23 protein-coding genes and 1 tRNA gene are annotated in these 24,458 nt (G+C 57.1%); 12 read left to right on the top strand and 12 right to left on the bottom strand.

Annotation, left to right across the window (positions count from 1 at the left end; genetic code table 11):
• Window positions 1-42 precede the first annotated feature (42 nt).
• Complete coding sequence (locus tag AC2FH8_RS00120) at window positions 43-1,176, top strand: polysaccharide biosynthesis/export family protein (protein WP_496687459.1); 1,134 nt, start codon at window positions 43-45, stop codon at window positions 1,174-1,176.
• Entirely contained in the window at window positions 1,176-3,182 is a 2,007-nt protein-coding gene (locus AC2FH8_RS00115) for a capsule polysaccharide biogenesis protein (protein WP_425595913.1), read from the top strand. The genes AC2FH8_RS00120 and AC2FH8_RS00115 overlap by 1 nt, the downstream gene beginning before the upstream one ends.
• On the opposite strand, the gene ribD is transcribed toward AC2FH8_RS00115, so the two are convergent.
• From ribD to AC2FH8_RS00085, 6 genes are all read right to left on the bottom strand, one after another.
• Complete coding sequence (ribD, locus tag AC2FH8_RS00110; protein ID WP_496687456.1) at window positions 3,179-4,279, bottom strand: bifunctional diaminohydroxyphosphoribosylaminopyrimidine deaminase/5-amino-6-(5-phosphoribosylamino)uracil reductase RibD; 1,101 nt, start codon at window positions 4,277-4,279, stop codon at window positions 3,179-3,181. The two genes, AC2FH8_RS00115 and ribD, sit on opposite strands and share 4 nt — an antisense overlap.
• Window positions 4,276-4,746, bottom strand: coding sequence for a transcriptional regulator NrdR (gene nrdR, locus AC2FH8_RS00105; protein WP_142634651.1), 471 nt, complete (start codon window positions 4,744-4,746; stop codon window positions 4,276-4,278). The genes ribD and nrdR overlap by 4 nt, the downstream gene beginning before the upstream one ends.
• A 121-nt stretch (window positions 4,747-4,867) precedes the next feature.
• Complete coding sequence (locus AC2FH8_RS00100; protein WP_496688207.1) at window positions 4,868-5,281, bottom strand: secondary thiamine-phosphate synthase enzyme YjbQ; 414 nt, start codon at window positions 5,279-5,281, stop codon at window positions 4,868-4,870.
• Between the two features lie 19 nt (window positions 5,282-5,300).
• Window positions 5,301-5,699 (bottom strand): hypothetical protein, encoded by a 399-nt coding sequence (locus AC2FH8_RS00095; RefSeq protein WP_142634653.1) that lies wholly within the window; start codon window positions 5,697-5,699, stop codon window positions 5,301-5,303.
• A 78-nt stretch (window positions 5,700-5,777) separates the two neighbouring features.
• A complete protein-coding gene (locus AC2FH8_RS00090; protein WP_496688205.1) occupies window positions 5,778-6,281 on the bottom strand; it encodes a DUF4166 domain-containing protein in 504 nt (167 codons plus the stop codon).
• A 41-nt stretch (window positions 6,282-6,322) separates the two neighbouring features.
• Window positions 6,323-6,670: a thiol-disulfide oxidoreductase DCC family protein gene (locus AC2FH8_RS00085; RefSeq protein ID WP_496688203.1), complete on the bottom strand. Its 348-nt coding sequence runs from the start codon at window positions 6,668-6,670 to the stop codon at window positions 6,323-6,325.
• A gap of 422 nt (window positions 6,671-7,092) precedes the next feature.
• Between AC2FH8_RS00085 and AC2FH8_RS00080 the strand changes: the two genes are divergently transcribed.
• Entirely contained in the window at window positions 7,093-8,070 is a 978-nt protein-coding gene (locus tag AC2FH8_RS00080; RefSeq protein WP_281994815.1) for a helix-turn-helix domain-containing protein, read from the top strand.
• 193 nt (window positions 8,071-8,263) lie between these two features.
• Here the strand turns inward: AC2FH8_RS00080 and rpoD are convergent, their stop codons facing one another.
• From rpoD to AC2FH8_RS00060, 4 genes are all read right to left on the bottom strand, one after another.
• Window positions 8,264-10,252 (bottom strand): RNA polymerase sigma factor RpoD, encoded by a 1,989-nt coding sequence (gene rpoD / locus AC2FH8_RS00075; protein WP_271946269.1) that lies wholly within the window; start codon window positions 10,250-10,252, stop codon window positions 8,264-8,266.
• Between the two features lie 114 nt (window positions 10,253-10,366).
• The gene (dnaG, locus tag AC2FH8_RS00070) at window positions 10,367-12,316 is read right to left on the bottom strand and encodes a DNA primase (RefSeq protein WP_496687451.1); all 1,950 of its coding nucleotides are present in this window, start codon (window positions 12,314-12,316) and stop codon (window positions 10,367-10,369) included.
• Between the two features lie 80 nt (window positions 12,317-12,396).
• Window positions 12,397-12,693, bottom strand: coding sequence for a hypothetical protein (locus tag AC2FH8_RS00065; protein WP_142634663.1), 297 nt, complete (start codon window positions 12,691-12,693; stop codon window positions 12,397-12,399).
• Window positions 12,694-12,838: 145 nt separating this feature from the next.
• Window positions 12,839-14,269: a Glu/Leu/Phe/Val family dehydrogenase gene (locus AC2FH8_RS00060; protein WP_271946263.1), complete on the bottom strand. Its 1,431-nt coding sequence runs from the start codon at window positions 14,267-14,269 to the stop codon at window positions 12,839-12,841.
• Between the two features lie 332 nt (window positions 14,270-14,601).
• Here AC2FH8_RS00060 and AC2FH8_RS00055 point away from each other — a divergent pair, with 332 nt between their 5' ends.
• The 3 genes from AC2FH8_RS00055 to AC2FH8_RS00045 are packed head-to-tail and all read left to right on the top strand — an operon-like array spanning window position 14,602 to window position 17,430.
• On the top strand, window positions 14,602-16,215 hold the full coding sequence (locus tag AC2FH8_RS00055) for a TadE/TadG family type IV pilus assembly protein (RefSeq protein ID WP_281994817.1): 1,614 nt from the start codon (window positions 14,602-14,604) through the stop codon (window positions 16,213-16,215).
• Window positions 16,212-16,745, top strand: coding sequence for a TadE/TadG family type IV pilus assembly protein (locus AC2FH8_RS00050; RefSeq protein ID WP_496687447.1), 534 nt, complete (start codon window positions 16,212-16,214; stop codon window positions 16,743-16,745). Before AC2FH8_RS00055 ends, AC2FH8_RS00050 begins: the two co-directional genes overlap by 4 nt.
• Window positions 16,746-16,749: 4 nt before the next feature.
• Window positions 16,750-17,430 carry a TadE/TadG family type IV pilus assembly protein gene (locus AC2FH8_RS00045; RefSeq protein ID WP_496687444.1) on the top strand — a complete coding sequence of 227 codons (681 nt, stop codon included), beginning with the start codon at window positions 16,750-16,752 and terminating at the stop codon, window positions 17,428-17,430.
• Window positions 17,431-17,501: 71 nt separating this feature from the next.
• Here the strand turns inward: AC2FH8_RS00045 and AC2FH8_RS00040 are convergent, their stop codons facing one another.
• Window positions 17,502-17,972, bottom strand: coding sequence for a hypothetical protein (locus tag AC2FH8_RS00040; protein WP_142634674.1), 471 nt, complete (start codon window positions 17,970-17,972; stop codon window positions 17,502-17,504).
• Between the two features lie 159 nt (window positions 17,973-18,131).
• On the opposite strand from AC2FH8_RS00040, the gene AC2FH8_RS00035 reads away from it, so the two are divergent.
• Window positions 18,132-19,043, top strand: coding sequence for a pirin family protein (locus AC2FH8_RS00035; protein WP_496687441.1), 912 nt, complete (start codon window positions 18,132-18,134; stop codon window positions 19,041-19,043).
• A gap of 7 nt (window positions 19,044-19,050) precedes the next feature.
• On the opposite strand, the gene AC2FH8_RS00030 is transcribed toward AC2FH8_RS00035, so the two are convergent.
• The gene (locus AC2FH8_RS00030; RefSeq protein WP_281994819.1) at window positions 19,051-19,638 is read right to left on the bottom strand and encodes a TetR/AcrR family transcriptional regulator; all 588 of its coding nucleotides are present in this window, start codon (window positions 19,636-19,638) and stop codon (window positions 19,051-19,053) included.
• A 100-nt stretch (window positions 19,639-19,738) separates the two neighbouring features.
• On the opposite strand from AC2FH8_RS00030, the gene AC2FH8_RS00025 reads away from it, so the two are divergent.
• The 5 genes from AC2FH8_RS00025 to AC2FH8_RS00005 all read left to right on the top strand — a co-directional run bounded on the left by AC2FH8_RS00025 (window position 19,739) and on the right by AC2FH8_RS00005 (window position 24,458).
• Window positions 19,739-19,987 (top strand): hypothetical protein, encoded by a 249-nt coding sequence (locus AC2FH8_RS00025; protein ID WP_496687438.1) that lies wholly within the window; start codon window positions 19,739-19,741, stop codon window positions 19,985-19,987.
• A 124-nt stretch (window positions 19,988-20,111) separates the two neighbouring features.
• Window positions 20,112-21,398, top strand: a complete 1,287-nt coding sequence (locus AC2FH8_RS00020; RefSeq protein ID WP_142634682.1) for a homoserine dehydrogenase — start codon at window positions 20,112-20,114, stop codon at window positions 21,396-21,398.
• 69 nt (window positions 21,399-21,467) lie between these two features.
• Window positions 21,468-22,451 (top strand): class II fructose-bisphosphatase, encoded by a 984-nt coding sequence (glpX, locus tag AC2FH8_RS00015; RefSeq protein WP_142634684.1) that lies wholly within the window; start codon window positions 21,468-21,470, stop codon window positions 22,449-22,451.
• Between the two features lie 91 nt (window positions 22,452-22,542).
• The gene (gene recJ / locus AC2FH8_RS00010) at window positions 22,543-24,285 is read left to right on the top strand and encodes a single-stranded-DNA-specific exonuclease RecJ (RefSeq protein WP_496687435.1); all 1,743 of its coding nucleotides are present in this window, start codon (window positions 22,543-22,545) and stop codon (window positions 24,283-24,285) included.
• Between the two features lie 98 nt (window positions 24,286-24,383).
• Window positions 24,384-24,458 (top strand) — tRNA-Glu (locus AC2FH8_RS00005).

The raw sequence follows: 24,458 nt of genomic DNA, 5'->3' as shown, positions 1-24,458 counted from the left end.
GAAACAAAAGACCAAAACCAAGACGTTCGAGGATATTCGGCAGTGCAGCGCTTTCCAATCCGATGGGGACGGGGTGTAACCCTTGTGGCCGCTCTTGGCCTGCTGGCCGCGTGCCAACTACCTAAAACTGGCCCAAACAAATCCGAAATCCTTGCCGGTTCGACCACGAAAGGTGGAAACGCCTATGTTGTTGAGGTTGACGATCGGGTGGCGCAGGTCACGTCGGCAGTGCCTCAATATGGGTTCTCGCAAACCTTCCGTAGCGCTCAGAACCTGACCGCCGACACGGTTCGTCCGGGTGATGTACTGGGCCTGACAATCTGGGAAAACGTAGATGACGGGCTGTTATCCGGAGAGACCGGCGCCTCAACATCCCTGGAAGAGGTACAGGTCGATAGCGAGGGCTTCATCTTTGTTCCCTATGCCGGGCGCCTGCGCGCAGCCGGAAACACGCCGGAACAGCTTCGCACGTTGATCACGGAAAAGCTCCAGGATCAGACCCCTGATCCTCAGGTCGAAGTGCGCCGTATCGCCGGGGACGGATCAACCGTTTCGCTGTCGGGCACCCTGTCCGCACCCGGGATCTATCCGATCGAACGACCAACCCGCACACTGGCCGGAATGCTGACACGGGCTGGCGGCGTGATCGAAGGGTCCGATATCGCCCTGGTGACACTAATCCGAGGCAATCAAAAAGGGACGGTCTGGTACAATGACTTGTTCCGCAACCCGGAATTTGACGTTGCCCTGCGGGGTGGCGACCGCATTCTAGTCGAAGCCGACAACCGGTCCTATGTCGCCTTGGGGGCGACGGGCGGTCAGTCGCGCGTGGCATTCGACAGTCAGGATCTGTCCGCGCTGGAAGCGCTGGCACAGGTTGGTGGCTTACAGCCCCTGTCTTCGGACCCGACCGGCATTTTCGTTCTACGAAAGGAACGACAGGACATTGTCCGGTCAGTCATGGGAAAACCGGACCTGCAGGGAGAGCAGCGCATGATCTACGTGCTGAACCTGACAGCACCCAATGGCCTTTTCATCGCCCGTGACTTTGTCATCCGCGATGATGACACAATTTACGTCACCGAAGCACCTTACGCGCAATGGAGCAAATCCATCTCGTTGATCGCCGGTGGCCTGACCCCGCTTGCCAATGTCACGACACTGACAGGCGGATGATGCCCTCCGTTCCTCAAGGAACGCATGCCAAGGCCGAACGCAGTCGTCTTTTGGTCTATAATGGCGGATTTCTGACAGCCGCGCGCGTGCGGAGAATTCTGTCACTGGCCGGATATGATATCGGCATCGGCACGCCCAAGGGGTCGGATCTGGTGGGTATCTGGGGCAATAGCCCGACGGCACATCGTGGACTGCGTATAGCGACCAAATACAATACTCCGATCTTGCGCGTAGAGGATGCATTCCTGCGATCTCTGCACTCAGGACGCAATGGCGATGCTCCGCTGGGTCTGCTGCTTGATCGCAGCGGTGTGCATTTTGATCCAACACAGCCTTCGGATCTGGAAACACTTCTTGCGACCGACCCGTTGGATAATACGGCCCTGCTGAACCGGGCACGTGGCGGGATGGCGCGGCTGCGCGAACTGCATCTGAGTAAGTATTCCGCCTATGATCCCGCGACCCCTGCGCCGGACCCAGGGTATGTCCTGGTTGTCGATCAAGCACGCGACGATGCTTCTGTAAGGGCAAGCGGCGGCGATGAGGCCCGGTTCCGCGAGATGCTGGTTATGGCGCAAGAGGAGAACCCCGGCGCGACCGTTCTGATCAAAACCCACCCCGACACGATCGCAGGGCACCGGCCCGGATATTACTCTGCCGATGATCTGACCGACCGCGTATCCTTTCAGCACAGCGCCATCAGCCCCTGGACCTTGTTAGAGGGCGCTGTGGGCGTCTACACCCTGTCCTCGCAACTTGGGTTCGAGGCCATATTGGCCGGTCACAAACCCCGCGTCTTCGGCCAACCGTTTTACGCCGGATGGGGTCTTACCCAAGACGAAGCCCATTTCCCAAGACGCCAACGAAACCTGACGCGCGCGCAACTCTTCGCCGCCACCATGGTTCTTTATCCCAAGTGGTACGATCCCTATCGGGATCAGCTGTGCGAATTCGAATCCGTGCTGGACACGCTTGAAGGTCTGACCCGCGCCTGGCGACAAGATCACAAGGGCTGGACGGCATCCGGGATGCGGCTTTGGAAACGCAGGCACCTGCAGCACATGTTTGGGCGCGAGAAAAAGGTAAAATTCACGCCTGACGTTCCCGAAAACCCAGATCGTCCCCACATGGTTTGGGCGCGGCACGGCCGTGATATGGAAAACGTCACACGGGTCGAGGATGGCTTCGTTCGGTCCCGTGGGTTGGGGGCCAGCCTTGTGCCGCCTCTGTCGCTGTCGCTGGATGACCTTGGGATCTATTACGACCCGACCAAACCCAGCAGGTTGGAAGAGATGATCGCCAAGCGGGAGACCCTGCGGCCGGATCAAGAATTGCGGGCCGAGCGGTTGGTGACACAGATTATCGCCGGAGCGGTCAGCAAATATAACACCGGCGGCCCGGTTCCGGACTTGCCAAAAGGTCACCGCATTTTGGTGCCCGGACAGGTCGAGGACGATGCCTCGATCCTGTTTGGAACCAGCACCGTTCGCACCAATACCGAACTTCTGCGCACCGCCCGCGAGATGAACCCGACCGCCGTTCTGATCTATAAACCGCATCCCGATGTCGAAGCTGGCCTGCGTGAAGGTGAGGCCGAAGCTGAGGGGCTAGCAGACCTGATCGTCAAGAACACCGATCCCGCCGCATTGTTGGGTGAGGTTCAGGAGGTCTGGACCATGACCTCTCTGCTAGGGTTCGAGGCGCTGATGCGCGGATTGCCGGTCACAACGCTCGGCGCACCCTTTTATGCTGGTTGGGGTTTGACGCAGGATTTGGGGTCCGTCCCCGCCCGTCGTGGTGCACGGCCCTCCCTGCTGGGATTGATCCATGCCGCACTGATCGATTACCCGAGGTATCTGGACCCTGTCACCGGCATGCCCTGCCCTCCGGAAGTGGTATTGGAAAGGCTGACAGATGGCTACCAGAGCCGATCTGGCCCCGGCCTTAGACTGCTCTCGAAACTACAGGGCGTTTTCGCAACACAGGCGCATCTCTGGCGCCGTTAGCGCAATGCCCGCGCCCAGCGATGCATCACGTCTTGACCGATGATGCGGGTCTCCAGCAGTTCAAACCGTGGGGCCTCATCCAGACGATCCATACCAAGCCCCCCGATGGCAGGCAAACCTTCGGCACCAATCGCAAGCCCGGCACTGAAGCCGATCAACTCATCAACCAGTTCATCCGCCAAAAGCGACGCGGCAAGGGACGATCCGCCCTCGCAAAAGACGCGGGTCAAACCCTCCTGCCCCAACTGCAGCAACAGGTCAGCGGCATCAATGTGATGATCGCGTAACGCGCAGGGGATAAGCCTTGCGCCCAGTCCTTCCCACGCTTTTGCACGTTCGGCATCCGGTGACGGACCATGGCATAACCACACCGGAACTTTCGAGGCGGTGCGTGCCAGTTGACCCATCAACGGGATATCCAGATGGCGCGAAACGACGACGCGCACAGGCTGACGTTCAATCCCAAGATCCCGAACTGTCAGAGAGGGGTCGTCTACACGCGCTGTACCCGCCCCAACCATAACGGCATCATGCGTTGCCCGCATGGCATGAACAGCCCGCCGCGAGGTCTGACCCGTAATCCACTGACTATGGCCGCTTTCGGTCGCAATGCGCCCGTCAAAACTGCTGGCCAGTTTAAGCGTGACAAATGGCCGGCCCTGTTCGGTCTTTAGAAAGAAACCGGCGTGGTCGCGGGCCGCCTGATCCGCAAGAACACCGGTTGTCACGTCAATCCCAGCGTCGCGCAGCATGGCAAAGCCCTGCCCGGCAACACGCGGATCACTGTCTTCGATGGCTGAAACAACACGCGCCACACCGGCCTCAATCAAGGCCTGAGCGCAAGGCGGGGTCTGTCCGTGATGGGCGCAGGGTTCAAGCGAGACATAAGCAGTCGCGCCACGCGCCTGCGATCCCGCCTGTCTTAACGCTTCGGTTTCTGCATGTGGCCGACCGCCAGGTTGCGTCCAACCACGCCCAACAATCCGCCCGTCCTGTACGAGTACGCAGCCAACGGATGGGTTGGGCCAGCACGTCCCCTGTCCGCGCCGCCCCATGTCAAGGGCCAGCGCCATATATCGCTTATCTGTTTCGCTCACTCGTCCGTCGAAGGCTGCGGCGGGCGCAGTTCGTGGACAAACTCCTCGAAATCATCGGCCGCCTGGAAATTCTTATACACGCTTGCAAACCGAACATAGGCAACGGTGTCGATCCGCGCCAGAGCTTCCATAACAATTTCACCGATCTTGCTGGACGGAATGTCGGTATCGCCCATGCTTTCCAGCCGTCGCACAATACCCGAGATCATCTGATCGATACGTTCCGGATCAATCGGGCGTTTCTGCATCGAGATACGGATCGAACGTTCCAGCTTGTCGCGATCGAAATCCTCGCGTTTTCCATTGGTTTTGATCACAACCAGATCGCGTAACTGAACGCGTTCATAGGTGGTGAACCGTCCGCCGCAAGCCGGGCAGAAACGGCGCCTGCGGATCGCGACATGATCCTCTGCCGGGCGTGAATCTTTGACCTGAGTGTCGATATTTCCGCAAAACGGGCAGCGCATCCGCCGTCTCCTCGTCTCTTGTTCCGCCTCTTTTAGTAAGCGCTGTGGCCCACTTATCCACAACTATAGGGCAGCCTCTAGGATTTGGGTAGTCGGAAATTTTTACCGCTAAATAAAGGGGTCACGCGAAATGCGCAGCGACGCGTCGGTTGTGTGATTGGGTCCGGTGTTCAAACAGATAAACGCCCTGCCATGTCCCCAGCATGGGCACCCCTGCGGCGACAGGAATGCCCAAGGACACAGGCAGCAACGCAGCTTTGATATGTGCTGGCATATCGTCTGGCCCCTCATAGGTGTGCCTTAAATACGCCATCGACGGATCATCCGCCGGTGGGACCAGACGTTCGAAAAAGGCCTGCAAATCTGTCCGCACCTCGGGGTCCGCATTTTCCTGAATGGCCAGAGAACACGAGGTATGGCGTACAAACAGGGTCAACAATCCGTCGTAACCGCTTGGGGCAAGCCAGTCTCGTATATCCGAGGTGAACTCATACAGCCCCGGCCCCTGCGTTGAAATGATAAACTCGGTCTGCAAAACGCGGGTCTTACCTTCTTCAGTCAAAAATTGGCTGCCGGAAACACAGGCCATTCGCGTTCTGGACGGACCTGCTCTGCCCCGGCTGGAAACCAATGGAAACAAAGCTTGTGCTCTGCTCGACATTTGCCGGAGGGGTCAACGAAAATTGGACCGCCGTGCGGCGACCGGTAGCTTCGCTTGGGCCATATCCACGCACAACATAGATATTCTGCTGCCACCCTGCCCCCAGGCTGCGACGAGCAAAATCTGCAGCAGCGCACCAATAGCCATCCACATCTCTGCGCGCGCGCGGGATCACCTCAAACACTTTGTCGTTTACTGCAACAGTCTGAAAACCGTTTGGTGCTGCTGTCACCGCCCCCGGTTCAAACAACGTGGCGGCGGCCAGAACCGCAGATGTGATCACTTTTTTCATAATGCTACTCTCTCATGTTTCTTGATAAATATTAAAGTAGATTGCAGGAGGCCATGGCAAAGCCACCTCACGTTCAATTCAGGCATTGTTCCTATTTACGTGAACCGGCATCAGCCAGCCCCGATATCGGATCAGTTGACCCAACATCGGCATTTCTGCCGAAACATCGAACCGAAACCGGCCTTGATCGTCCTGCCATTCCACCGTCGCCGAACGCGGTAAAAGAAAGTTTGGGCATGGCACCCCCAATAGAGTGAGGCGCAGGATGTTCAAATGCAGCTTTTGACCTCGAACCTGTGGGCGCATCCAGATGGTCAGCCCTCCGATCCTCTCTTTCACGCACCGCCTGTCTGCGTCGTAGACCAGATGAGACAGCGTCTCATGCCCGCCAAAATCCCTGAACCACTCCCATTCCTGGCCAGTGAGTTTGGTTCGAATGCGGACCGTCTGAGTATCTGCAGCGGGGGGAAACCCACCCAACCACAATGACAAAGAGGTCAACCACCCGGTTCCTCTTTGGATGCTGCATAGTCCTGTAAACTCTGCCGTTTCACTGTGGAATTTTCGAACCGCATCCGGCACCTCAGAATTGGCTGGAAGGGCCTGCAGAAATGGGTCCGGCCTCACGCATACCCTCCGGGGAAGAACCGCGCTTTCAGGGATGAATCCGGAACCAAGCACGTTTCGAACCGCCCAAAGAATGCAAATCGGTGGCGCGCGATGAAATGATAAAGCGGATCCTTCAAAAACCGCGGAAGAAATCGACAGGCCGACAGAACAGGCCACAAAGCGGGTAAGCTGCGCATTGCAGCAGCAAAAGCATCCAAGCGCTGATGCACAACACCGTCAACGATCACAAGATTGGTTTCAAACTCGTCGGTGGGCAGGCCGAGTTGCCGGTAAAGGCTTTGTCCTATGGGGGACTGGGCAATTACAAACTTGAACCGCTTCTTTGTGTCGGCCCACAGCATGAACCTGAAAAATCGAGAACACAGCACGCATTCTCCATCAAAAACGATGAGGTTCTGCTCGGTTCCCACATCTGAGATCGCCCGGTCTTGCATTGGATACCAGATCAATTTCGCCACAACCGGACCGTGCCATTGAAGGGTAAAATCCGCAATGCGACACGTAGGTTTTCAGATGAAACGTGCCGGGGAGCCACCGATCGCTAGTCTGAGACGACCGGAGCTCTACCCTCATCCCCATAAGGTGCTGACCCGACAACACGGGGTAACTATGCCTTTGCGCTGCTATATCCTTGCTGAAAAGTGCCAGAAACTTGTGAAAACCTGCCAGATGGGTTTGCCTGCACTCCTGCAAACTGGGTTCAAATTTTTCGCGAAAGCATTAAGAATTGGATATGGAACTTGATATTGCCAGAATTCAACACTTGACCCGAACGGTAGATGAGCGTTCGGGCGGCCCAGAGTTGGCAGACCAGCTTTTGGAACGCAGCGGTCTAAGCCGAGCGGCAATCGCTCCCCCCACTACAGTCTACAGTGCGCAAACTGAGGCGATGTTCATCAGATATGCCTGCGACGCTATGCGCGACATAACTTTTGCCGCCTATGCGGGTTCAAAAGTCAGTTCGGCCTCTAGCATTACGGCCTATATCAGCAAGTACTCTCGTGACCTCCGACAGGTGTTTGAAAACACAACCCGCTTCTCTCGCATCATAGATCCCACAATCACCTTCAGTCTGCGCCATGCCGGGAATTTTGTGTCCTTCGAGGCGGACTGGGAAGATGCAAGTTTTGCCCGGTATCACAGACGCACAGAGTTTTTGATGTTTGGGACACTGGCGCGAATGCGGAACCTGACGCAGTCAGACTTCCACCCCATAGCAATTCGCTTTCAACACGAGGTTGGAGAGAAAAGAAATCTATTTCAAAAGCTTGCAGGATTTTCGGTAGAGTTTGGAGCAGAAAACCTAGAGATTGTTCTGTCGCCTTCATCTCTGGATCTTCCCGTGCCCACATATGACCCGATGCTTCGAGAGCATCTGATTGAGTACGGGGAACGCGTCTTGGCAGAGCGGGCTTCGCCTAAGCAAAAATTGCGGGCGCAGGTCGAGGGTCTGATTACACGTTCGATGCCGGGGAATTTTCCGCAAGCCGATGACATAGCCGCCAATCTCGGCATGAGCCCGCGAACATTTGCACGTCGGCTAAAGGATGAAGGGTCAAGCTATCGAGAGATCGCAGACGATCTGCGCTGTGATCTGGCCCAAACTTTCATCACCAACGGTATGCAGCTATCTGAAATTGCATTCTCACTTGGCTACGCAGACCAACCCGCCTTTTCCACCGCTTTCAAACGGTGGACGGGTCGCGCGCCCAGCGCTTTCCGCAGCCGCCTGGACCCGTGATCGTAACTTTGAAGTAGCCGGGGGTCGTCAGCCTTGCAGCCTCGCCCCGGCCCGTCCCATGAGTGGACATTGCGGATATAGGAAGACGCGCAGCGGGCTTCTTGTGAGTTCTCGCCAAATTGATGTTTCTACAAGCCACCGTGAACAGTGGTTTCAAACGAAAAAGGCGCCTCGGTCGAGGCGCCTTTCTGGGTTACTGATCCAGGAACGACCGCAACTTTCGCGACCTGCTGGGGTGTTTCAGTTTTCGCAGCGCCTTCGCCTCGATCTGACGGATACGTTCGCGCGTCACGCTGAACTGTTGGCCGACCTCTTCCAGAGTGTGGTCGGTGTTCATACCGATGCCAAACCGCATCCGCAGAACCCGTTCTTCCCGCGGGGTAAGTGAGGCCAGAACACGCGTGGTCGTTTCCTTGAGGTTTTCCTGAATAGCACTGTCCAGCGGCAGCACAGCATTCTTGTCCTCAATGAAATCGCCAAGCTGGCTGTCTTCTTCGTCGCCAATCGGCGTTTCCAGGCTGATCGGTTCCTTGGCGATCTTCATCACCTTGCGGACCTTCTCCAGCGGCATCTGCAGCTTTTCGGCCAGTTCTTCCGGCGTCGGCTCGCGGCCGATTTCATGCAGCATCTGACGACCGGTCCGAACCAACTTGTTGATCGTCTCGATCATATGGACCGGGATACGGATCGTGCGTGCCTGATCCGCGATGGACCGGGTGATCGCCTGACGGATCCACCAGGTGGCATAGGTCGAGAACTTATACCCGCGGCGGTATTCGAACTTGTCTACGGCCTTCATCAGGCCAATGTTACCTTCCTGAATAAGATCAAGGAATTGCAGACCACGGTTCGTGTATTTTTTGGCGATCGAGATCACCAGACGCAGGTTGGCTTCGACCATTTCTTTCTTGGCCTGGCGCGCCTCTTTCTCGCCTTTCTGGACCTGCTGTACGATGCGGCGGAATTCGCTGATGTCCAGGCCAACATATTGCCCGACCTGAGCCATATCGTTGCGCAGTTCCTCGACCTTGGAGGTCGAGCGTTCGATGAACATCTGCCAGCCCCGGCCCGGCTTTTCAGCCATCTCAGCCAGCCAGTTCGGGTCCAGTTCACGCCCACGATAGGCGTCAACAAATTCGCGACGGTTGATGCGGGCCTGATCCGCCAGCTTCACCATCGAGCTGTCCAGCGACATGATCCGACGATTGATGCCATAGAGCTGGTCGATCAAAGCATCGATCCGGTTGTTGTGCAGATGAAGGCCGTTCACCAGTTCGACAATCTCGGCGCGCAGCTTCTGATAGGTCGCTTCGTCCGTGTCGCTGAATGTGCCGTCTTCGTTCAGGGTTGCCGAAATCCGGCTGTCCTGCATTTCGCTCAGCATCGCAAAATCAGTCGAAATACGCTCGAGCGTCGTCAGAACCTGATCTTTCAGAGCAGCTTCCATAGCAGCGAGCGACATGTTCGCCTGCTCGTCTTCGTCATCGTCATCATCGGTCGCAATCGGGTTGCCATCGGCATCCAGCTCGGGGCCTTCTTCCTTGGCGGGCTTTGCGGCCTGCACGGTCGAAGTGTCGACGACCGGCTCTTCAACATCGCCGTCTTCGTCCATCTGATTGCCGAAAGTGGCCTCCAGATCAATGACGTCGCGCAGCAGAATGTCTTCGGACAGCAATTCATCATGCCAGATCGTAATCGCCTGGAAGGTCAGCGGGCTTTCACAAAGCCCCAGGATCATCGTATTGCGACCAGCCTCGATCCGCTTGGCGATAGCAATCTCGCCCTCACGGCTGAGCAGTTCGACCGAACCCATTTCGCGCAGATACATGCGCACCGGGTCATCGGTACGATCAAGCTTTTCGGTGGCGGCACCGGCCAGCGTGACCTCACGGTTGCTTTCCGTTGTGATCAGGTCGGTCGAGCCTTTATTCTCTTCCTCTTCCGCCTCTTCATCTTCGATGATGTTGATCCCCATCTCGGACAGCATCGACATAACGTCTTCGATCTGTTCCGAGCTGACCTGATCAGGTGGCAGGACCTGATTGAGCTGGTCGTAGGTGATGTAACCTTTCTCGCGGGCCTCGGCGATCATCTTCTTGACCTGAGTCTGGCTCATGTCCAGCGAGATTTCCTGTTCCTGCTCGTCGGATTTGCTGTCTTCGTTTGTATCCTTGGCGGCCATTCAATGCTCCTGCAGGGATGGGTGATTCGATCGAACCGAATCATTAGCGCGTTGAAGTGATTCGGCCACCCGTTTACCTGTTTTTCTTTTCCAGTGCCTTACGAAAACACCACATTACCGGCGTTTTCGCTCGAAATTGATACCTGACATGATTGCCTTAAACGCATCCTTCTCGTCGCGGTTGATTCGCGCACCATTGTCAGCGATGTCGAAAACGGCCCTGTCTTCATTCTGGCTTCGGCTTGTTCTGTTGCGCTCTTCGGCAGCTTGCGCCAAGCGATAGGTCAACGCTTCATCGTCCAGATCAGACAGCTCCTCTGCGGCTTCGGCAATCTCTGCGTCCAGACCCCTGAGAGCTTTGATTTTGGCGAGTTCCTCGGCCAACGTCATTTCGGCCTTTTCAACGTCGCCCGGTTTATTCACGCAGGGGATCACTGCGACATGGCGAAGGGCCAGCAGGTTTTCAAGGGCGTGATGTCCCAAAGTTTCCGCAATATGTTGTTTGAGGTTCTCAGGATCATCTATCGCGTGCCGCAGAATGGCATCGCGCAGGCCAGCGTGATCTTGGTCACGGCACTCCATTTCTTCCAGTTGGTGTTCAAACTGCACCACGACTTGGGGGTTCAATGCGGCGATGGCCAGAATGGCGGCTTCGCGCATCTGGATATCGGCATTGTCGGACGATGCCAGGAACGACGCCCGCGCACCCGGTGTGGCCGGTTGTGGCTGAGGTTTCCATTTCCCGCGCGGTTGCCAGGGGCGGTTTTGCTTCTGCCTTTGTGGGCGGAACAGTTTCCAACACAGATCCTTGATTTCTTGCTCGTAATGAGAGCGAATTGAACCATCTCGGATCAGCAGTGTCTTTTCTTGGAGTGTGCGTTCCAACGTAGCCTTGCGTTCAGGGCTGTCGAACACCTTGCCTTTGGTTTCGCGCTGCCACAGCAGCCTGACCATTGGCATGGCCTCTTCCAACACCGTCTGCACTGCCGTTGGACCTTCGGCCCGCAACAGATCATCGGGATCTTTGCCCTCGGGCATCAGCGCAAAGCGCAAGGACTTTCCTGCCTCAAGCAGCGGCAGGGCCAAATCGACCGCCCGCATCGCAGCACGCAAACCCGCCGTGTCGCCATCCAGCGCAACGATCGGCTCGTCCGAGATACGCCACAGCAGTTGCAACTGATGCTCGGTGATTGCGGTGCCCAATGGGGCCACAGATGCGCCAAAACCGGCCTCGGCAAGCGCGATCACATCCATATATCCTTCGGCCACGATCAATGGCTGCCCTTTGCCGGCAGCCTGCCGTGCGGGGCCTTGGTTATAGAGGCTGCGCCCCTTGTCGAACAGTTCGGTTTCGGGCGAGTTCAGATATTTCGCATTGTCATTGGGGTCCATCGCCCGGCCACCGAACGCAATGCAACGCCCGCGCGGATCCCGGATCGGATACATGATCCGGTTCCGAAACGTGTCATATGGCTTTTTACCTTTGTTCGAGGGTTTGGCCAGACCCGCACCAAGGATCAGATCTTCGGCCACGTTCTTGCCGTGTAGGTGATCCCAAAGCGCCTGCCAACCGTCGGGAGCAAAGCCGATTTCCCACCGATCCAGCGCCTGCTCTTTCAAGCCGCGCCGCGCCAGATAATCGCGCGCCTCCCCACCTGCTCCTGTTTTCAGCTGCAACCGAAAGAACTGCACCGCCTGTTCCATCACCTCGGCCAGTTGCGTGCGACGATCCTGTTTCTCTTGTGCCTTGGGGTCACGTTCTGGCATCGGCATTCCGGCCTCACGCGCGAGAATTTCGACCGCTTCGATGAACGAGACATTCTCGGTCTCTTTCACGAAGCTGATCGCATCCCCTTTGGCATGGCAGCCAAAGCAGTAATAGAAACCCTTTTGGTCATCGACGTGGAACGATGCTGTCTTCTCGTGATGGAACGGGCACGGAGCCCACATGTCGCCCTTGCCCTGATTGGACTTGCGCGCGTCCCACATGACTTTGCGCCCGACGACCTGAGACAAGCTCAGCCGGGTGCGCAACTCATCCAGAAAACCGGGTGGTAATGACATGGCTTAAACCTGACAGAAACGGCAACGCGCGCCAAGGGGAAGGCACGCGTTTGTCCGCAAAGAAATCGCAAGGTTTTGGATTACTGCTGCAGGCACAGCTCCATCCACGTGGCGCCGAGATCCTTTTTGCGCACATCGCGCATCTTCTGCTCATAAACCCAAGGGGTGATCAGCGGGATCGCGGCATTATAGTTCGCGGGCCAGGTCGGACCTGTATCGGCCACGGCTTGCGGCACGTCGCGCTCTTTCACGCGATCAAGTCGCGCCTGCTGGATCGCCGCCACGACATCCGCCTGATGCTGGCAGCTTTGTTCTTTTGTTTCCTGAGCAGCCAGAGGTGTGGCCAGTAAAATAGCCGCAACGGCAATACGCAACATGGTGGTCTCCGGGATTCGTTCTCGTCGCTGAAGTCTACTGCCGGGCGCGGATGCGCGCCATCGTCGAATTGCATCTTGCGCAGCCCTGTTGCGCCTTGGTCCTGCAGGCGATGGATCAGATGCCAACCGCCCGCAGAGAGTATTGTCAAAGCCCCTTAGCGCGGTAGCTTTTCGAGACACGATCAATGGCCACGATGTAGGCAGCGGTCCTCAGATCCTCGACATCGTCGCGACTGTGCCAGACTTCACGCATCGACTGGTAAGCAATCCGCATGGTGTCATCGAGCCCCGAACGAACCAGCTCAAGCTCATCCGCACCTTTCAGATATTTCGCCTTGAAGTTCGGAGACATGGACCAGGCATCGCCCAGATAGCGGTCCAGCCGTTCCAGCTCACTGACGATCAGCTCGTGCCGCGACTCTTCCTGGCGACGCTGCATGCGGCCAAACCGGATATGGCTGAGGTTCTTAACCCATTCGAAATACGAAACGGTCACACCGCCAGCATTTGCGTACATATCAGGAATGATCACGACGCCCCTATCGCGCAGAACTTCGTCTGCACCAGCTGTCACTGGGCCGTTTGCAGCTTCGATGATCAGCGGGGCCTTGATGCGATCGGCATTATCAAGGTTGATCACACCTTCCAGCGCCGCCGGGATCAGGATGTCGCACTCTTCTTCCAGCACGGCCCCTCCCTCGGCGGAATGGGTGGCGTCGGGATAATCGCTGACGCCGCCATGCTTGACAATCCATTGGCGAACCGACTCGACGTCAATCCCGTCCGGATTATACAGCGCTCCGTCCCATTCAATGATGCCTACGATACGAGAGCCATCTTCCTCGCTTAGGAACTTGGCAGCGTGGTATCCCACATTCCCCAAGCCCTGAACAATAATGCGCTTGCCGTCCAACTTGCCCGACAGCCCTGCCTTTTGAATGTCCTCAGGATGGCGGAAAAACTCGCGCAGCGCATATTGAATGCCGCGGCCCGTGGCCTCGACCCGTCCGGCAATACCGCCAGCATTCAGCGGCTTGCCTGTCACGCAGGCGCGCGCGTTGATATCAGTTGTATTCATCCGGGCGTATTGGTCCGCCATCCACGCCATTTCACGCTCACCCGTCCCCATATCCGGGGCTGGCACGTTCTGTGACGGGTTGATCAGGTCGCGCTTGGCCAACTCATAGGCGAACCGGCGGGTGATCTGTTCAAGCTCATGCTCTTCGTATTGGCGCGGGTCTATACACAAGCCGCCCTTTGATCCGCCAAATGGCGTTTCGACCAGGGCGCACTTATAGGTCATCAGCGCCGCCAGCGCTTCGACTTCGTCCTGGTTCACCGCCAAAGCATAGCGAATGCCGCCTTTCACCGGCTCCATATGTTCGGAATGTACCGACCTATACCCGGTGAACGTGTGTATGTCACCGCGCAGCCGGACGCCGAAGCGTACAGTGTAGGTGGCGTTGCAGACCCTTATCTTTTCTTCAAGGCCCGGAGGCAGATCCATCAGGGACGCTGCCCTGTTAAACATAAGATCTACACTCTCTCGAAAGCTGGGTTCTTTTGTGGCCGTCATTTAAACCTCCGTGCCGGCGAACGACTTGCGTTCTGACGTTTTGTCGCACCCCTTTGCTAAACGATCAATGTTTAAGCAGAAATAAAATCTCAAGTTACGGGGAAATATTCGAACTCTGGCTGAGTCGCCAAACCCAGACATTATCCGCCGAATTGTTCACGCATCGAATACAGCCCCGCGCAACGGTCCGGAATTATCCCTCAATTTCCCTCAAACCAGCCAAAACTGGGCCCTTTTCGCCCAATTCCCGCCACGTTTCGCAGTTAATTTCCATACGTTAACTTTTCCTTAGCAGCTTTGGATGTCTGCTCAGCGAGGTCTGCAAGATGAAAATGCCCAAGTTTCTACGCGAAAGCAAAAGCGGCGCTAAATCCGCGCTAAGCGCGCGCCGGTTCGCAAAAAGCGAAGACGGTACATTCACAATCTTTGTATTGTTGGGTTTCCTGGTGATCATCGCCTCGACTGGGGCTGGCGTTGACCTAATGAATTTCGAACGCGACCGCGCCAATCTGCAATCAACATTGGACCGCGCCGTTCTTGCGGCCGCTGACCTTGATCAGAAAAAGCCCGCACGCGAAATTGTCGATGCCTATTTCGAGAAGGCCGGGCTGGGCGGCAAAATCACTTCTGTCGTGGTGGAAGAAGGCTTTGGATCACGTAAAGTATCAGCCACCGCCGAGGCGACCATCAAAACCCACTTTATGCATTTCTCTGGCGTCAACAGCTTGACCGCTAACGCGGCCAGCACGGCCGTCGAAAGCATTGGAGCTGTTGAAATTTCGCTGGTTCTCGACATCTCAGGCTCAATGAACAACTATTCGAGTTCTGGCGGGAAGAGCAAAATTGCGCTTCTGCAGGATGCGGCCACAGAATTTGTCACGCTGATGCTGGATTCAGATGATCCTAACCGCACGGGCATTTCGATCTCGATCGTGCCTTACGCAACTCAGGTCAACGCGGGTGAACCCATCCTGAGCAAATTCACCAACGTTACAGCAGAGCACAACTACTCCCATTGTGTGAACTTTATCCCTGAACAGTATAGCGACGCGGACCTAGAGCGTGATGACAGGCTGGAACGCACCGCGCATTTTGACCCCTTCACCTATTCCGAAGGCTCGATCAGAACACCGGTTTGCCCGGTCCGCGATGGCAGTGCGATTACGCCTGTTACCGATAATCTGGAGGCATTGACCAAACAGATCAAGGCGTTGACTGCAACCGGGAACACCTCGATAGATGTCGGCATGAAATGGGGCGTGGCCTTCCTGGACCCAAGCGTTCGTGGCATTGTGAGCGACCTGGCTGACGACAACATCGTTCCAAATCACTTCCGGACCCGCCCGTCAGACTATAACTCGGACATCTTGAAAATTGTAATCGTAATGACCGACGGTCAGAACACGGACCAGTATATGCTGAACCCGTCCCTTCGGGAGGGCTTGTCGGATGTCTGGTACAATGCTGAGGCCTCCGAATACACAGTCTACCATTCGCAGGGTCAGCCTAACTTTTTCTGGCCACAGCAGAACACATGGGCGGACCATCCGTTCGGCAATCCTGATCCAGAGACACCAGCCAACGAAGAATTGGGTACGGCTGTTCGCCTGACCTATCCAGAACTCTTCAACCGTGTGTCTTTGGCCTGGAATGCAAGATATAACTATTACTGGCAGTCAAGTGCATGGGCCGAGTGGTACTCGAAAGCGTATGCCAAAGTTGAAACTTCGGCCAAGAACCAGCGCACCAAGCATATCTGTGACGCAGCCAAAGATGAGGGCGTCATTGTCTATGGCATCGCCTTCGAAGCACCCAGAGCCGGGTACAAAACCATCAAGGACTGTGCCAGCTCGGACAGCCATGTATACAATGTGAACGGTCTGGACCTGGAAGACGCATTTGCTTCTATCGCGTCGTCGATCAGAAAACTGCGGTTGACCCAATGATCAGAGCCCTTGTTTCAAAGCTGCGAAGCCTGAAACGCAGGGAAGATGGGGCGGTCACCGTCGAGTTTGTGATCATCTTCCCGGCATTCATGTTCTTCATCCTGAGTGCGATGGAATATTCGGTGGTCACCTTGCAGCAGGCGATGTTAGAGCGGGCTGTGGACCAGACAGTTCGCGACATTCGCCTCGGCACGGGCACCAACCCAACGCATGATCAGATAAAAAGTACGATCTGTGATCGCGTTGTAGTGATCAAACGCTGTACCACCAACTTGCAGCTGGAGATGCTGCAACAAAGCGCGTTTGTCGGGTTGAACCTACCGCCTGTTCCGGATTGCACTGACAATTCTGAAGAAGTGAACCCAGTTCGCGCTTTCGAAAATGGCCTTTCGAACGAGTTGATGATCCTTCGGGCCTGCGCAAAGGTCGATCCGATTTTCCCTACATCGGCGATGGGGCGTATTTTGTCGGATGAATCAGGCCAGATCGAACTTACCGCGACGACTGCCTTCGTACAGGAGCCTCTGTAAGCCTATGTTTTTCATTTCAAAGCTCCGGAATCTTCTGAAATCCAAGACGAAAGACGAGAGTGGGGTACTCACGGTTGAGGCTTTGCTTGTCTTTCCGATGCTGGTGTGGACGATCACAGGCGCTTTCACGTATTTCGACGGCTTCCGCCAAAGCGCATCTAACCTGAAAGCGGCGTATACTGTTGGCGATTTGATCTCTCGCGAGACCGGCACGATCACGGACACTTATATCACCTCATTGCATTCGCTGCTGGTGGCGATGGTCAACAACCGATCACAGATGAATCTGCGCGTGTCGCTGGTTGTGTTCGACGAACAGGATGATCGTCATTACGTCAGATGGTCAACCGCGCGCGGTTACGACAGCATCTGGACCGACGACAATATCGACCGCATGCGTGATAACCTGCCGCCTATGCCGAACCAGGACACACTGATCATTGTTGAAACGGCGAATGCTTACATTCCGGTCTTTGACTCGATCTATGGGGTGGATTTCCTCAAAGGCGAACATGTCTTTGAAAATTTCGTCTTTACACGCCCACGCTTTACCAATGAGGTTGCGGCAAATGTGTCGGGCGTTGTTGAAATTGAGGAAAATCCCGACGGGTCTGGCGAGATCGGTGAAATCGAGGACCCTGGCACAGGGGATTCCGGTGCGAGTGCGGAAAGCGCAACGAACTAGGACAGGGTGGGTTGGCATCTTAGTGCCTTCCACCCCGCCTTCGAATAACGAGGTGGCGCTGAAGGTCTGACCTAGCCGCGTTCTGCCACCATCACAGACAAAATCTCGGACATGAATTTGGTTTCGGCGGCGGATGTCATGCCACCTATGCCAACGCGGCGTCCCAAGCGCCACCACAGCCCCGGCGCCCATCTATTTGCACCTGATTGCCGGGTTGTTACCAGAAAGCCATTCGACGGCTTGAAGGCAAACGCGCCTCTTTCGACGGTTTCAATGTCTTCTATTGCGGCGATCGGCTGCCCTGCCCCGGTTCTGAGTTCGGTCTCAGTCAGCTCGATCCAATCCGAGGTTGCCTGCCACATGCGATAGGCCAGCCAAAAGGACGCCGCGCCTACCACAAACAGGAATACTTGCCAGGATGGCTCCGGCGGCGCGGCAAGCGCGACGAAAACAACCAGAAAGCCCACGGTCGACAACATTCCGACACCCATCCACCGCCTGGGTGATGAGGCTTTGACCACGGCCAGAACTTCTTGTTGCATTTGCTGCTCTCCCACTTTGCAGTTGGGTTTAGCCACTTTCCCAGCCAAACAACAGAGGCGAACGCACCTGCTGAATTTCGCACAGGTTGCGTGTTTCAGCGCAAATTGACCCGCCATGGCAGTGCGGTACATCTTCCTCATAGCAACAGGAGCGCAGCAATGTCCCTCAGACCGACTTTGGAAACCCGAAAGGCCATACCGACAATGGAGGGTGCAGGCGTTAAACTGCACCGCGCCTTCGGCTTTCAGGATCCGTCAGAACTGGATCCTTTTCTGCTGTTCGACGACTTTCGCAATGAACGCCCGCAGGACTATCAGGCTGGATTTCCATGGCATCCGCATCGCGGGATCGAGACGATCACCTATGTCCTGTCCGGCTCGGTTGACCATTCGGATTCACTTGGCAATAACGGAACACTTGGCGCGGGTGATGTGCAGTGGATGACGGCAGGGTCCGGAATCCTGCATCAGGAAATGCCCAAGGGAAGCCAAACCGGCCAAATGCACGGGTTTCAACTGTGGGGCAATCTACCCGCGGCCCAAAAGATGACAACACCGCGATATCAGGACGTTCCGCGCAAAGAGATCCCTAAAATCATGGACGATGACGGAACCGTTGTCCGTGTGATCGTGGGGACGTTTTGGGGCAAGACAGGCCCAGTCGACGGCATCGCCGCCGACCCTCAGTATCTGGACATCCAAATTCCGGCAGGTGTGAAGAAGACCTTCCCCATAGACACCTACCGTCGCGCATTTGCATATGTATTCGAAGGCGCGGGCGCCTTTGCTGATGCCTCGCGGCCTGCGGGGGTCCTTTTGGAAAAAGAAGTTGGCGGCCAAGAGGTGAACATTCGTGACATGTCGGGAGACCGAACACTGGTTCGGTTTGGGAGTGGTGACGAAGTGACCGTTCAGGCAGGTCCGGAGGGTGTCCGGTTCCTGCTGATTTCCGGCGCACCGATCAATGAGCCGGTCGCGTGGCACGGCCCCATCGTCATGAACACCCGGACCGAGCTTGAACAGGCTTTTCGCGAATTGCGCAACGGGACGTTTATTCGGCCGGCACATTGACTGCCCCTTAAGCAGTCATCGCCTTTCGGACCATGTCCCAATAGACGGCTTCAACCTCGTCCAGCGAAAGCCGCCCACCGGCGCGATACCACGTCATGACGCCGTTCAGCATGGCGATGACCGCCAATGTCGCAATCTTCGTATCCGCGACCGCAAAGATACCCGCCCGCTGACCTTCGCGCAAAATGGCTTCAAGCCCGTCTTCATACTTGCGGCGCAGATCCTCTATTTCGGCGAAGTTTTCGGGCGTGAGGTTCCTAAGTTCCATATAGGCGATGAATACCTCGTCAGGGCGCTGCAGGTGGAACCGGATGTGAAATCCGACAAACCGACGCAAAGCAACCTGCGGATCGCCAGTTTGCTTTTGCTCGCCATAGGCGGACAACAAATCCTGCATATGGTCGCGCATCAAACGGAACAGAAGGCTCTGCTTATCCGGGGTGTAATTGTACAATGCCCCGGCCTGCACCCCAACCTCGCCCGCAATTTTCCGCATGGAAACAGCAGCATACCCATGGCGCGCGAAAAGCCGAAGCGCTGCCTGCCGGATACGCGGGCCGGTAATGTCCGAGTGTGAGCCTTGTGTACGTGCCATGTATCCACCATATCTGAACGGATGTTCAGATAGAAGCCCGCTTGAAACGACCGGACAAAAAGTGCATCACCGATGCCAGTTGCCACAATAAGGTTTCATCATGAAGCCCCTTCTTCTTCTGCCCCTAGTTTTGCTCTGCCTGGGATGCACCAATTTTCCCGAGTTGAAAGACCGAGAAGGGCCAAATGTGCAATCGGCCCCCTACCCCAAGTTAACCCCACTGGCAGATGTTTTCGCTGTGCCTGTTGACCCGCTGTACGAAGCGGCAGAGGTCGAAAGTGAACTGACCGAACGCAGCAAGGCGTTGAAGAAAAAGGCAACGGCATTGCAAAACACTCAGACCAATTAGTCCTCAGGTTTTCTGTCGCCTGGCATGGGTGTCGCGGATTGCGCCTCGGCGCCGAACCCGCTAAGGCAGCGGGAACGGGGAAACACCCCAGATTAGGATTATCGAGCGGAAAGGAACCCACAGGATGACACAGGCGCTGCGGCTTGGAATTGCGGGCTTGGGAACTGTTGGTGTGGGTGTCGTCAGGATCGTGCGCCGCCATGCCGACCTGCTGCAGGCACGAACGGGTCGTCCTATCCAGATCACAGCGGTTTCCGCGCGTGATGCTGGCAAGGATCGCGGTGTGAACCTGTCGGATTATGCCTGGGAAACTGACCCTGTCGCATTGGCACAGCGCGACGATATTGATGTTTTTGTTGAACTGATGGGCGGGGAAAACGGACCTGCCAAAGCCTCGGTCGAAGCGGCGCTAGCCAGTGGTAAGGATGTCGTCACCGCCAACAAGGCCCTGTTGGCCATTCACGGTCAGGAACTGGCCGAAATGGCCGAAGCCGCGGGCCGTGTGATCCGCTTCGAAGCGGCCGTGGCTGGCGGCATTCCAGTGATCAAATCCCTGACCGAAGGACTTGCGGGCAACGAAATCACCCGCGTCATGGGGGTGATGAATGGCACATGCAACTATATCCTGACCCGGATGCAATCGCAGCGGCAGGGATATAACGCCCTGTTCGACGAATGCGCACAGCTGGGTTACCTTGAAGCCGATCCAAATCTGGATGTGGGCGGGATAGACGCCGCGCATAAACTGGCGCTGCTCGCCTCGATCGCATTCGGCACCAAACCGAATTTCGACGGGATCGAGATCGAAGGCATTCAGCAGATCAGTCTGGATGACATCGACCAGGCCCATGACATGGGATACCGGATCAAACTGTTGGGCGTGGCTCAGCGCACGGCACGGGGGCTTGAACAGCGGATGCAGCCGTGTTTGGTGCCCAGTGACTCGCCCCTGGGCCAGCTTGAAGGCGGCACCAATATGGTGGTGATCGAAGGCGACGCGGTCGAGCAGGTTGTTCTGCGTGGCCCCGGAGCTGGCGAGGGTCCAACGGCGAGCGCGGTGATGGGCGATGTCTGCGATCTGGCACGTGGGCTTCAGATTCCGACTTTCGGCCGCCCTGCCAGTTCGTTGCAGGACGCAGTGCCAGCGCTGACTGGTCGCCCTGCCCCCTATTATTTGCGTCTGGGTCTGCTGGACAAACCCGGCGCCTTGGCCAAAGTTGCGGCCATCCTGGGCGATGCCGGGGTCTCGATTGATCGCATGCGCCAATACGCCCATGCGGAAAGCACCGCGCCGGTTCTGATAGTTACCCACAAAACCACCCGTGCCACGCTGGATGTCGCCTTGCTGGGCCTGCACGAGACCGATGTTGTTTCGGGCACACCGGTTGCTTTGCGGATTGAAGAGGTTTGACCCTTGCGGCCTGCACGATACGCAGGCTATGCCGGACAAGACGCCGATACTGACCTGAGGATAGTGAAAATGAGTGCTGCCAAGATTGATTTCAATGACCGCCTGTTGTCTCTGGGCCTGGCGCGGGTTGCGGAACAGGCTGCGCTTGCTTCGGCTTCGCTGGTTGGACGGGGTGATGAAAAGGCCGCTGACCAGGCCGCTGTGAATGCCATGCGCGAACAGCTGAACCTTCTGGATATCGCCGGTGTCGTTGTCATCGGTGAAGGCGAGCGCGACGAGGCACCGATGCTGTATATTGGTGAGGAGGTCGGGTCCGGCAATGGTCCCGGCGTCGACATCGCGTTGGACCCTCTGGAAGGCACCACGCTGACCGCCAAGGACATGCCCAACGCGTTAACTGTGATAGCAATGGGCCCGCGCGGATCAATGCTGCATGCACCAGACGTTTATATGGACAAACTGGCCGTTGGCCCGGGTTTCCCTGAAGGCGTTGTCAGCCTGGACATGAGCCCGCGCGAACGTGTGGAAGCGCTGGCCAAGGCCAAGGATTGCGAGCCTGCCGACATTACCGTCTGCATCCTGGAACGCCCTCGGCATGAGGCAATGATTGCCGAAGTTCGCGAAACCGGTGCATCTATCCGCCTGATCACCGATGGTGATGTTGCTGGCGTCATGCACTGCGCCGAAAGCGAAGTCACCGGGATCGACATGTATATGGGCCAAGGCGGCGCCCCCGAAGGTGTTCTGGCCGCTGCAGCGCTGAAATGCATGGGCGGGCAGATCTTTGGCCGCCTGCTGTTCCGCAATGATGACGAACGCGGCCGCGCCGCCAAAGCGGGCATCACCGATCTGGACCGCATCTATTCGCGCGATGAGATGGTAACCGCCGATGTGATCTTTGCCGCAACCGGCGTCACCGGCGGCTCTTTGCTGCCGCGCATCAAGCGCGAGCCGGGTTGGGTTGAAACCACCACCCTGTTGATGCGGTCGAAAACCGGGTCGGTTCGACGCATGTCCTACCGCACGCCGACGTGGTCGCATAACGACGGCTAAGATCTTGCGCCTGACCATCGTGCAGGGCTATCCATAGAAATGATAAGGCCGGGTCCGCGAGGGTCCGGCCTTGGCACATCAGGGGCAGGACATGAGCTTTCTTGGGGTTGAACATTCACTGTCAGCACGTCGCTGGGTCGGCCCCTCGGCGGATGTAGAGCGCGCGACCGAGGTGCTAGTACAACAAGCCGGATTGCCTCGGGCCGTCTGTCAGGTTCTGGCCCGGCGCGGTGTTCCGGCAATGGAAGCTCCGGGATTTCTAGAACCCAAACTGAAAGAGCTGTTGCCCGATCCGCGCGCGATGAAAGACATGGAAACCGCTGCAACCCGTTTTCTGACTGCGGTCCGTCTAAAGCAGCGCATTGCGATCTTTGCCGATTATGACGTCGACGGAGGCAGTTCGGCTGCTCTGCTACTCACGTGGTTGCGTCAGATGGGCCTGCAGGCGACGCTCTATGTGCCTGACCGGATTGATGAGGGCTATGGCCCCAACGTCCCGGCGATGCAGGAACTGGCCGCCGCGCATGATCTGATTATCTGCGTCGATTGCGGAACCCTCAGCCATGAACCCATCGCCGCCGCAAAGGGGGCCGATGTCATCGTCCTGGACCACCACCTTGGTGGCGAAACTTTGCCCGATTGCGTGGCCGTGGTGAACCCGAACAGACAGGACGAAAGCGGCGATCTTGGCTATTTTTGTGCCGCCGCCGTCGTGTTCCTGATGCTGGTCGAGGCCGGACGGCAACTGCGCGAAGCGGGTGCAAAAGGGCCTGACCTGATTGCAATGCTAGACCTTGTGGCGCTGGCCACGGTGGCGGATGTGGCTCCTTTGATCGGTGCAAACCGCGCGCTTGTGCGTCAGGGGCTGAAGGTCATGGCGCAACGACAAAGACCGGGGTTGGTGGCGCTGTCGGATGTGGCGCGGATGGATTCCGCGCCCAACAGCTATCATCTGGGGTTCATGCTGGGCCCGCGCGTCAACGCAGGGGGCCGGATCGGCCAGGCCGATCTGGGTGCCCGGCTGCTCAGCACCGATTCAACCCATGAAGCAGAGGCTCTGTCGCAGCGGCTGGACGAGTTGAACACCGAGCGGCGCGATATTGAAAATGCGGTTCGGGCAGCCGCCATGGAACAGGCCGAAGAACGGGGCCTTGATGCGCCCTTGGTCTGGGCGGCCGGGGAAGGCTGGCATCCGGGCGTTGTCGGCATCGTCGCGTCGCGCCTCAAAGAAACCGCCAACCGCCCGGCCATCGTCATCGGTCTGGACGGGGATGAGGGCAAAGGATCGGGCCGATCAGTGACCGGTGTCGATCTGGGTGCCTCGATTCAGCGGCTGGCGGTGGAAGGTCTGCTGGTCAAGGGCGGCGGCCACAAGATGGCGGCTGGCCTGACGGTCATGCGTGATCAGCTGGAACCGGCGATGGAACGGCTCAGCGAATTGCTGGCAAAACAAGGGGCAGGTCAAACCGGCCCTGCTGACCTGAAACTGGAAGGCACACTTATGCCCTGCGCGGCCACTGTCGATCTGATTGAACAGATTGAAAAAGCAGGGCCTTTCGGCGCCAGTGCTCCGGCTCCGCGGTATGCCTTTCCGGACTTACAAGTGCGCTTTGCCAAGCGGGTCGGCGACTCCCATCTGAAGCTGTCGCTGTCGGACGGGGTGGGTGCCGGGTTGGATGCCATTGCGTTTGGCGCCTTTGACGGACCAATGGGGGAACGGCTGACCAATCACGGCGGCGCACGCTTTCATTTCGCCGGACGACTTGAGGTGAACACATGGGGTGGACGGCAAACTGTACAACTCAGATTGGAAGATGCCGCCGAGGCGATCTAAGGCCGCATTCGCCACCGCCAAAAAACTTTCACAACCCTGCGTTTTTCGGCTTGCGGGGGTCAGAGTGAAACCGTAAAAGGCCCCCCACAAGCTAGCGTGGCCCGTTCGTCTATCGGTTAGGACGCCAGGTTTTCAACCTGGAAAGAGGGGTTCGATTCCCCTACGGGCTACCA

Source organism: Ruegeria sp. CDSC025 (genome assembly GCF_059610805.1).
Note: the sequence above shows the minus strand (reverse complement) of the source record. Positions and strands in the feature narration are given on the sequence as shown.

Excerpts from the sequence above, each read along its gene's own strand:
- AC2FH8_RS00020 (WP_142634682.1), top strand. The coding sequence starts at position 20,112 with ATGACACAGGCGCTGCGGCTTGGAATTGCGGGCTTGGGAACTGTTGGT.
- recJ (WP_496687435.1), top strand. The coding sequence starts at position 22,543 with ATGAGCTTTCTTGGGGTTGAACATTCACTGTCAGCACGTCGCTGGGTC.
- AC2FH8_RS00060 (WP_271946263.1), bottom strand. The coding sequence starts at position 14,269 with ATGACGGCCACAAAAGAACCCAGCTTTCGAGAGAGTGTAGATCTTATG.
- AC2FH8_RS00025 (WP_496687438.1), top strand. The coding sequence starts at position 19,739 with ATGAAGCCCCTTCTTCTTCTGCCCCTAGTTTTGCTCTGCCTGGGATGC.
- AC2FH8_RS00045 (WP_496687444.1), top strand. The coding sequence starts at position 16,750 with ATGTTTTTCATTTCAAAGCTCCGGAATCTTCTGAAATCCAAGACGAAA.
- AC2FH8_RS00055 (WP_281994817.1), top strand. The coding sequence starts at position 14,602 with ATGCCCAAGTTTCTACGCGAAAGCAAAAGCGGCGCTAAATCCGCGCTA.
- AC2FH8_RS00040 (WP_142634674.1), bottom strand. The coding sequence starts at position 17,972 with ATGCAACAAGAAGTTCTGGCCGTGGTCAAAGCCTCATCACCCAGGCGG.
- AC2FH8_RS00030 (WP_281994819.1), bottom strand. The coding sequence starts at position 19,638 with ATGGCACGTACACAAGGCTCACACTCGGACATTACCGGCCCGCGTATC.
- glpX (WP_142634684.1), top strand. The coding sequence starts at position 21,468 with ATGAGTGCTGCCAAGATTGATTTCAATGACCGCCTGTTGTCTCTGGGC.
- AC2FH8_RS00035 (WP_496687441.1), top strand. The coding sequence starts at position 18,132 with ATGTCCCTCAGACCGACTTTGGAAACCCGAAAGGCCATACCGACAATG.
- AC2FH8_RS00115 (WP_425595913.1), top strand. The coding sequence starts at position 1,176 with ATGCCCTCCGTTCCTCAAGGAACGCATGCCAAGGCCGAACGCAGTCGT.
- rpoD (WP_271946269.1), bottom strand. The coding sequence starts at position 10,252 with ATGGCCGCCAAGGATACAAACGAAGACAGCAAATCCGACGAGCAGGAA.
- nrdR (WP_142634651.1), bottom strand. The coding sequence starts at position 4,746 with ATGCGCTGCCCGTTTTGCGGAAATATCGACACTCAGGTCAAAGATTCA.
- AC2FH8_RS00050 (WP_496687447.1), top strand. The coding sequence starts at position 16,212 with ATGATCAGAGCCCTTGTTTCAAAGCTGCGAAGCCTGAAACGCAGGGAA.
- AC2FH8_RS00065 (WP_142634663.1), bottom strand. The coding sequence starts at position 12,693 with ATGTTGCGTATTGCCGTTGCGGCTATTTTACTGGCCACACCTCTGGCT.
- AC2FH8_RS00095 (WP_142634653.1), bottom strand. The coding sequence starts at position 5,699 with ATGAAAAAAGTGATCACATCTGCGGTTCTGGCCGCCGCCACGTTGTTT.
- AC2FH8_RS00085 (WP_496688203.1), bottom strand. The coding sequence starts at position 6,670 with ATGCTGTGGGCCGACACAAAGAAGCGGTTCAAGTTTGTAATTGCCCAG.
- dnaG (WP_496687451.1), bottom strand. The coding sequence starts at position 12,316 with ATGTCATTACCACCCGGTTTTCTGGATGAGTTGCGCACCCGGCTGAGC.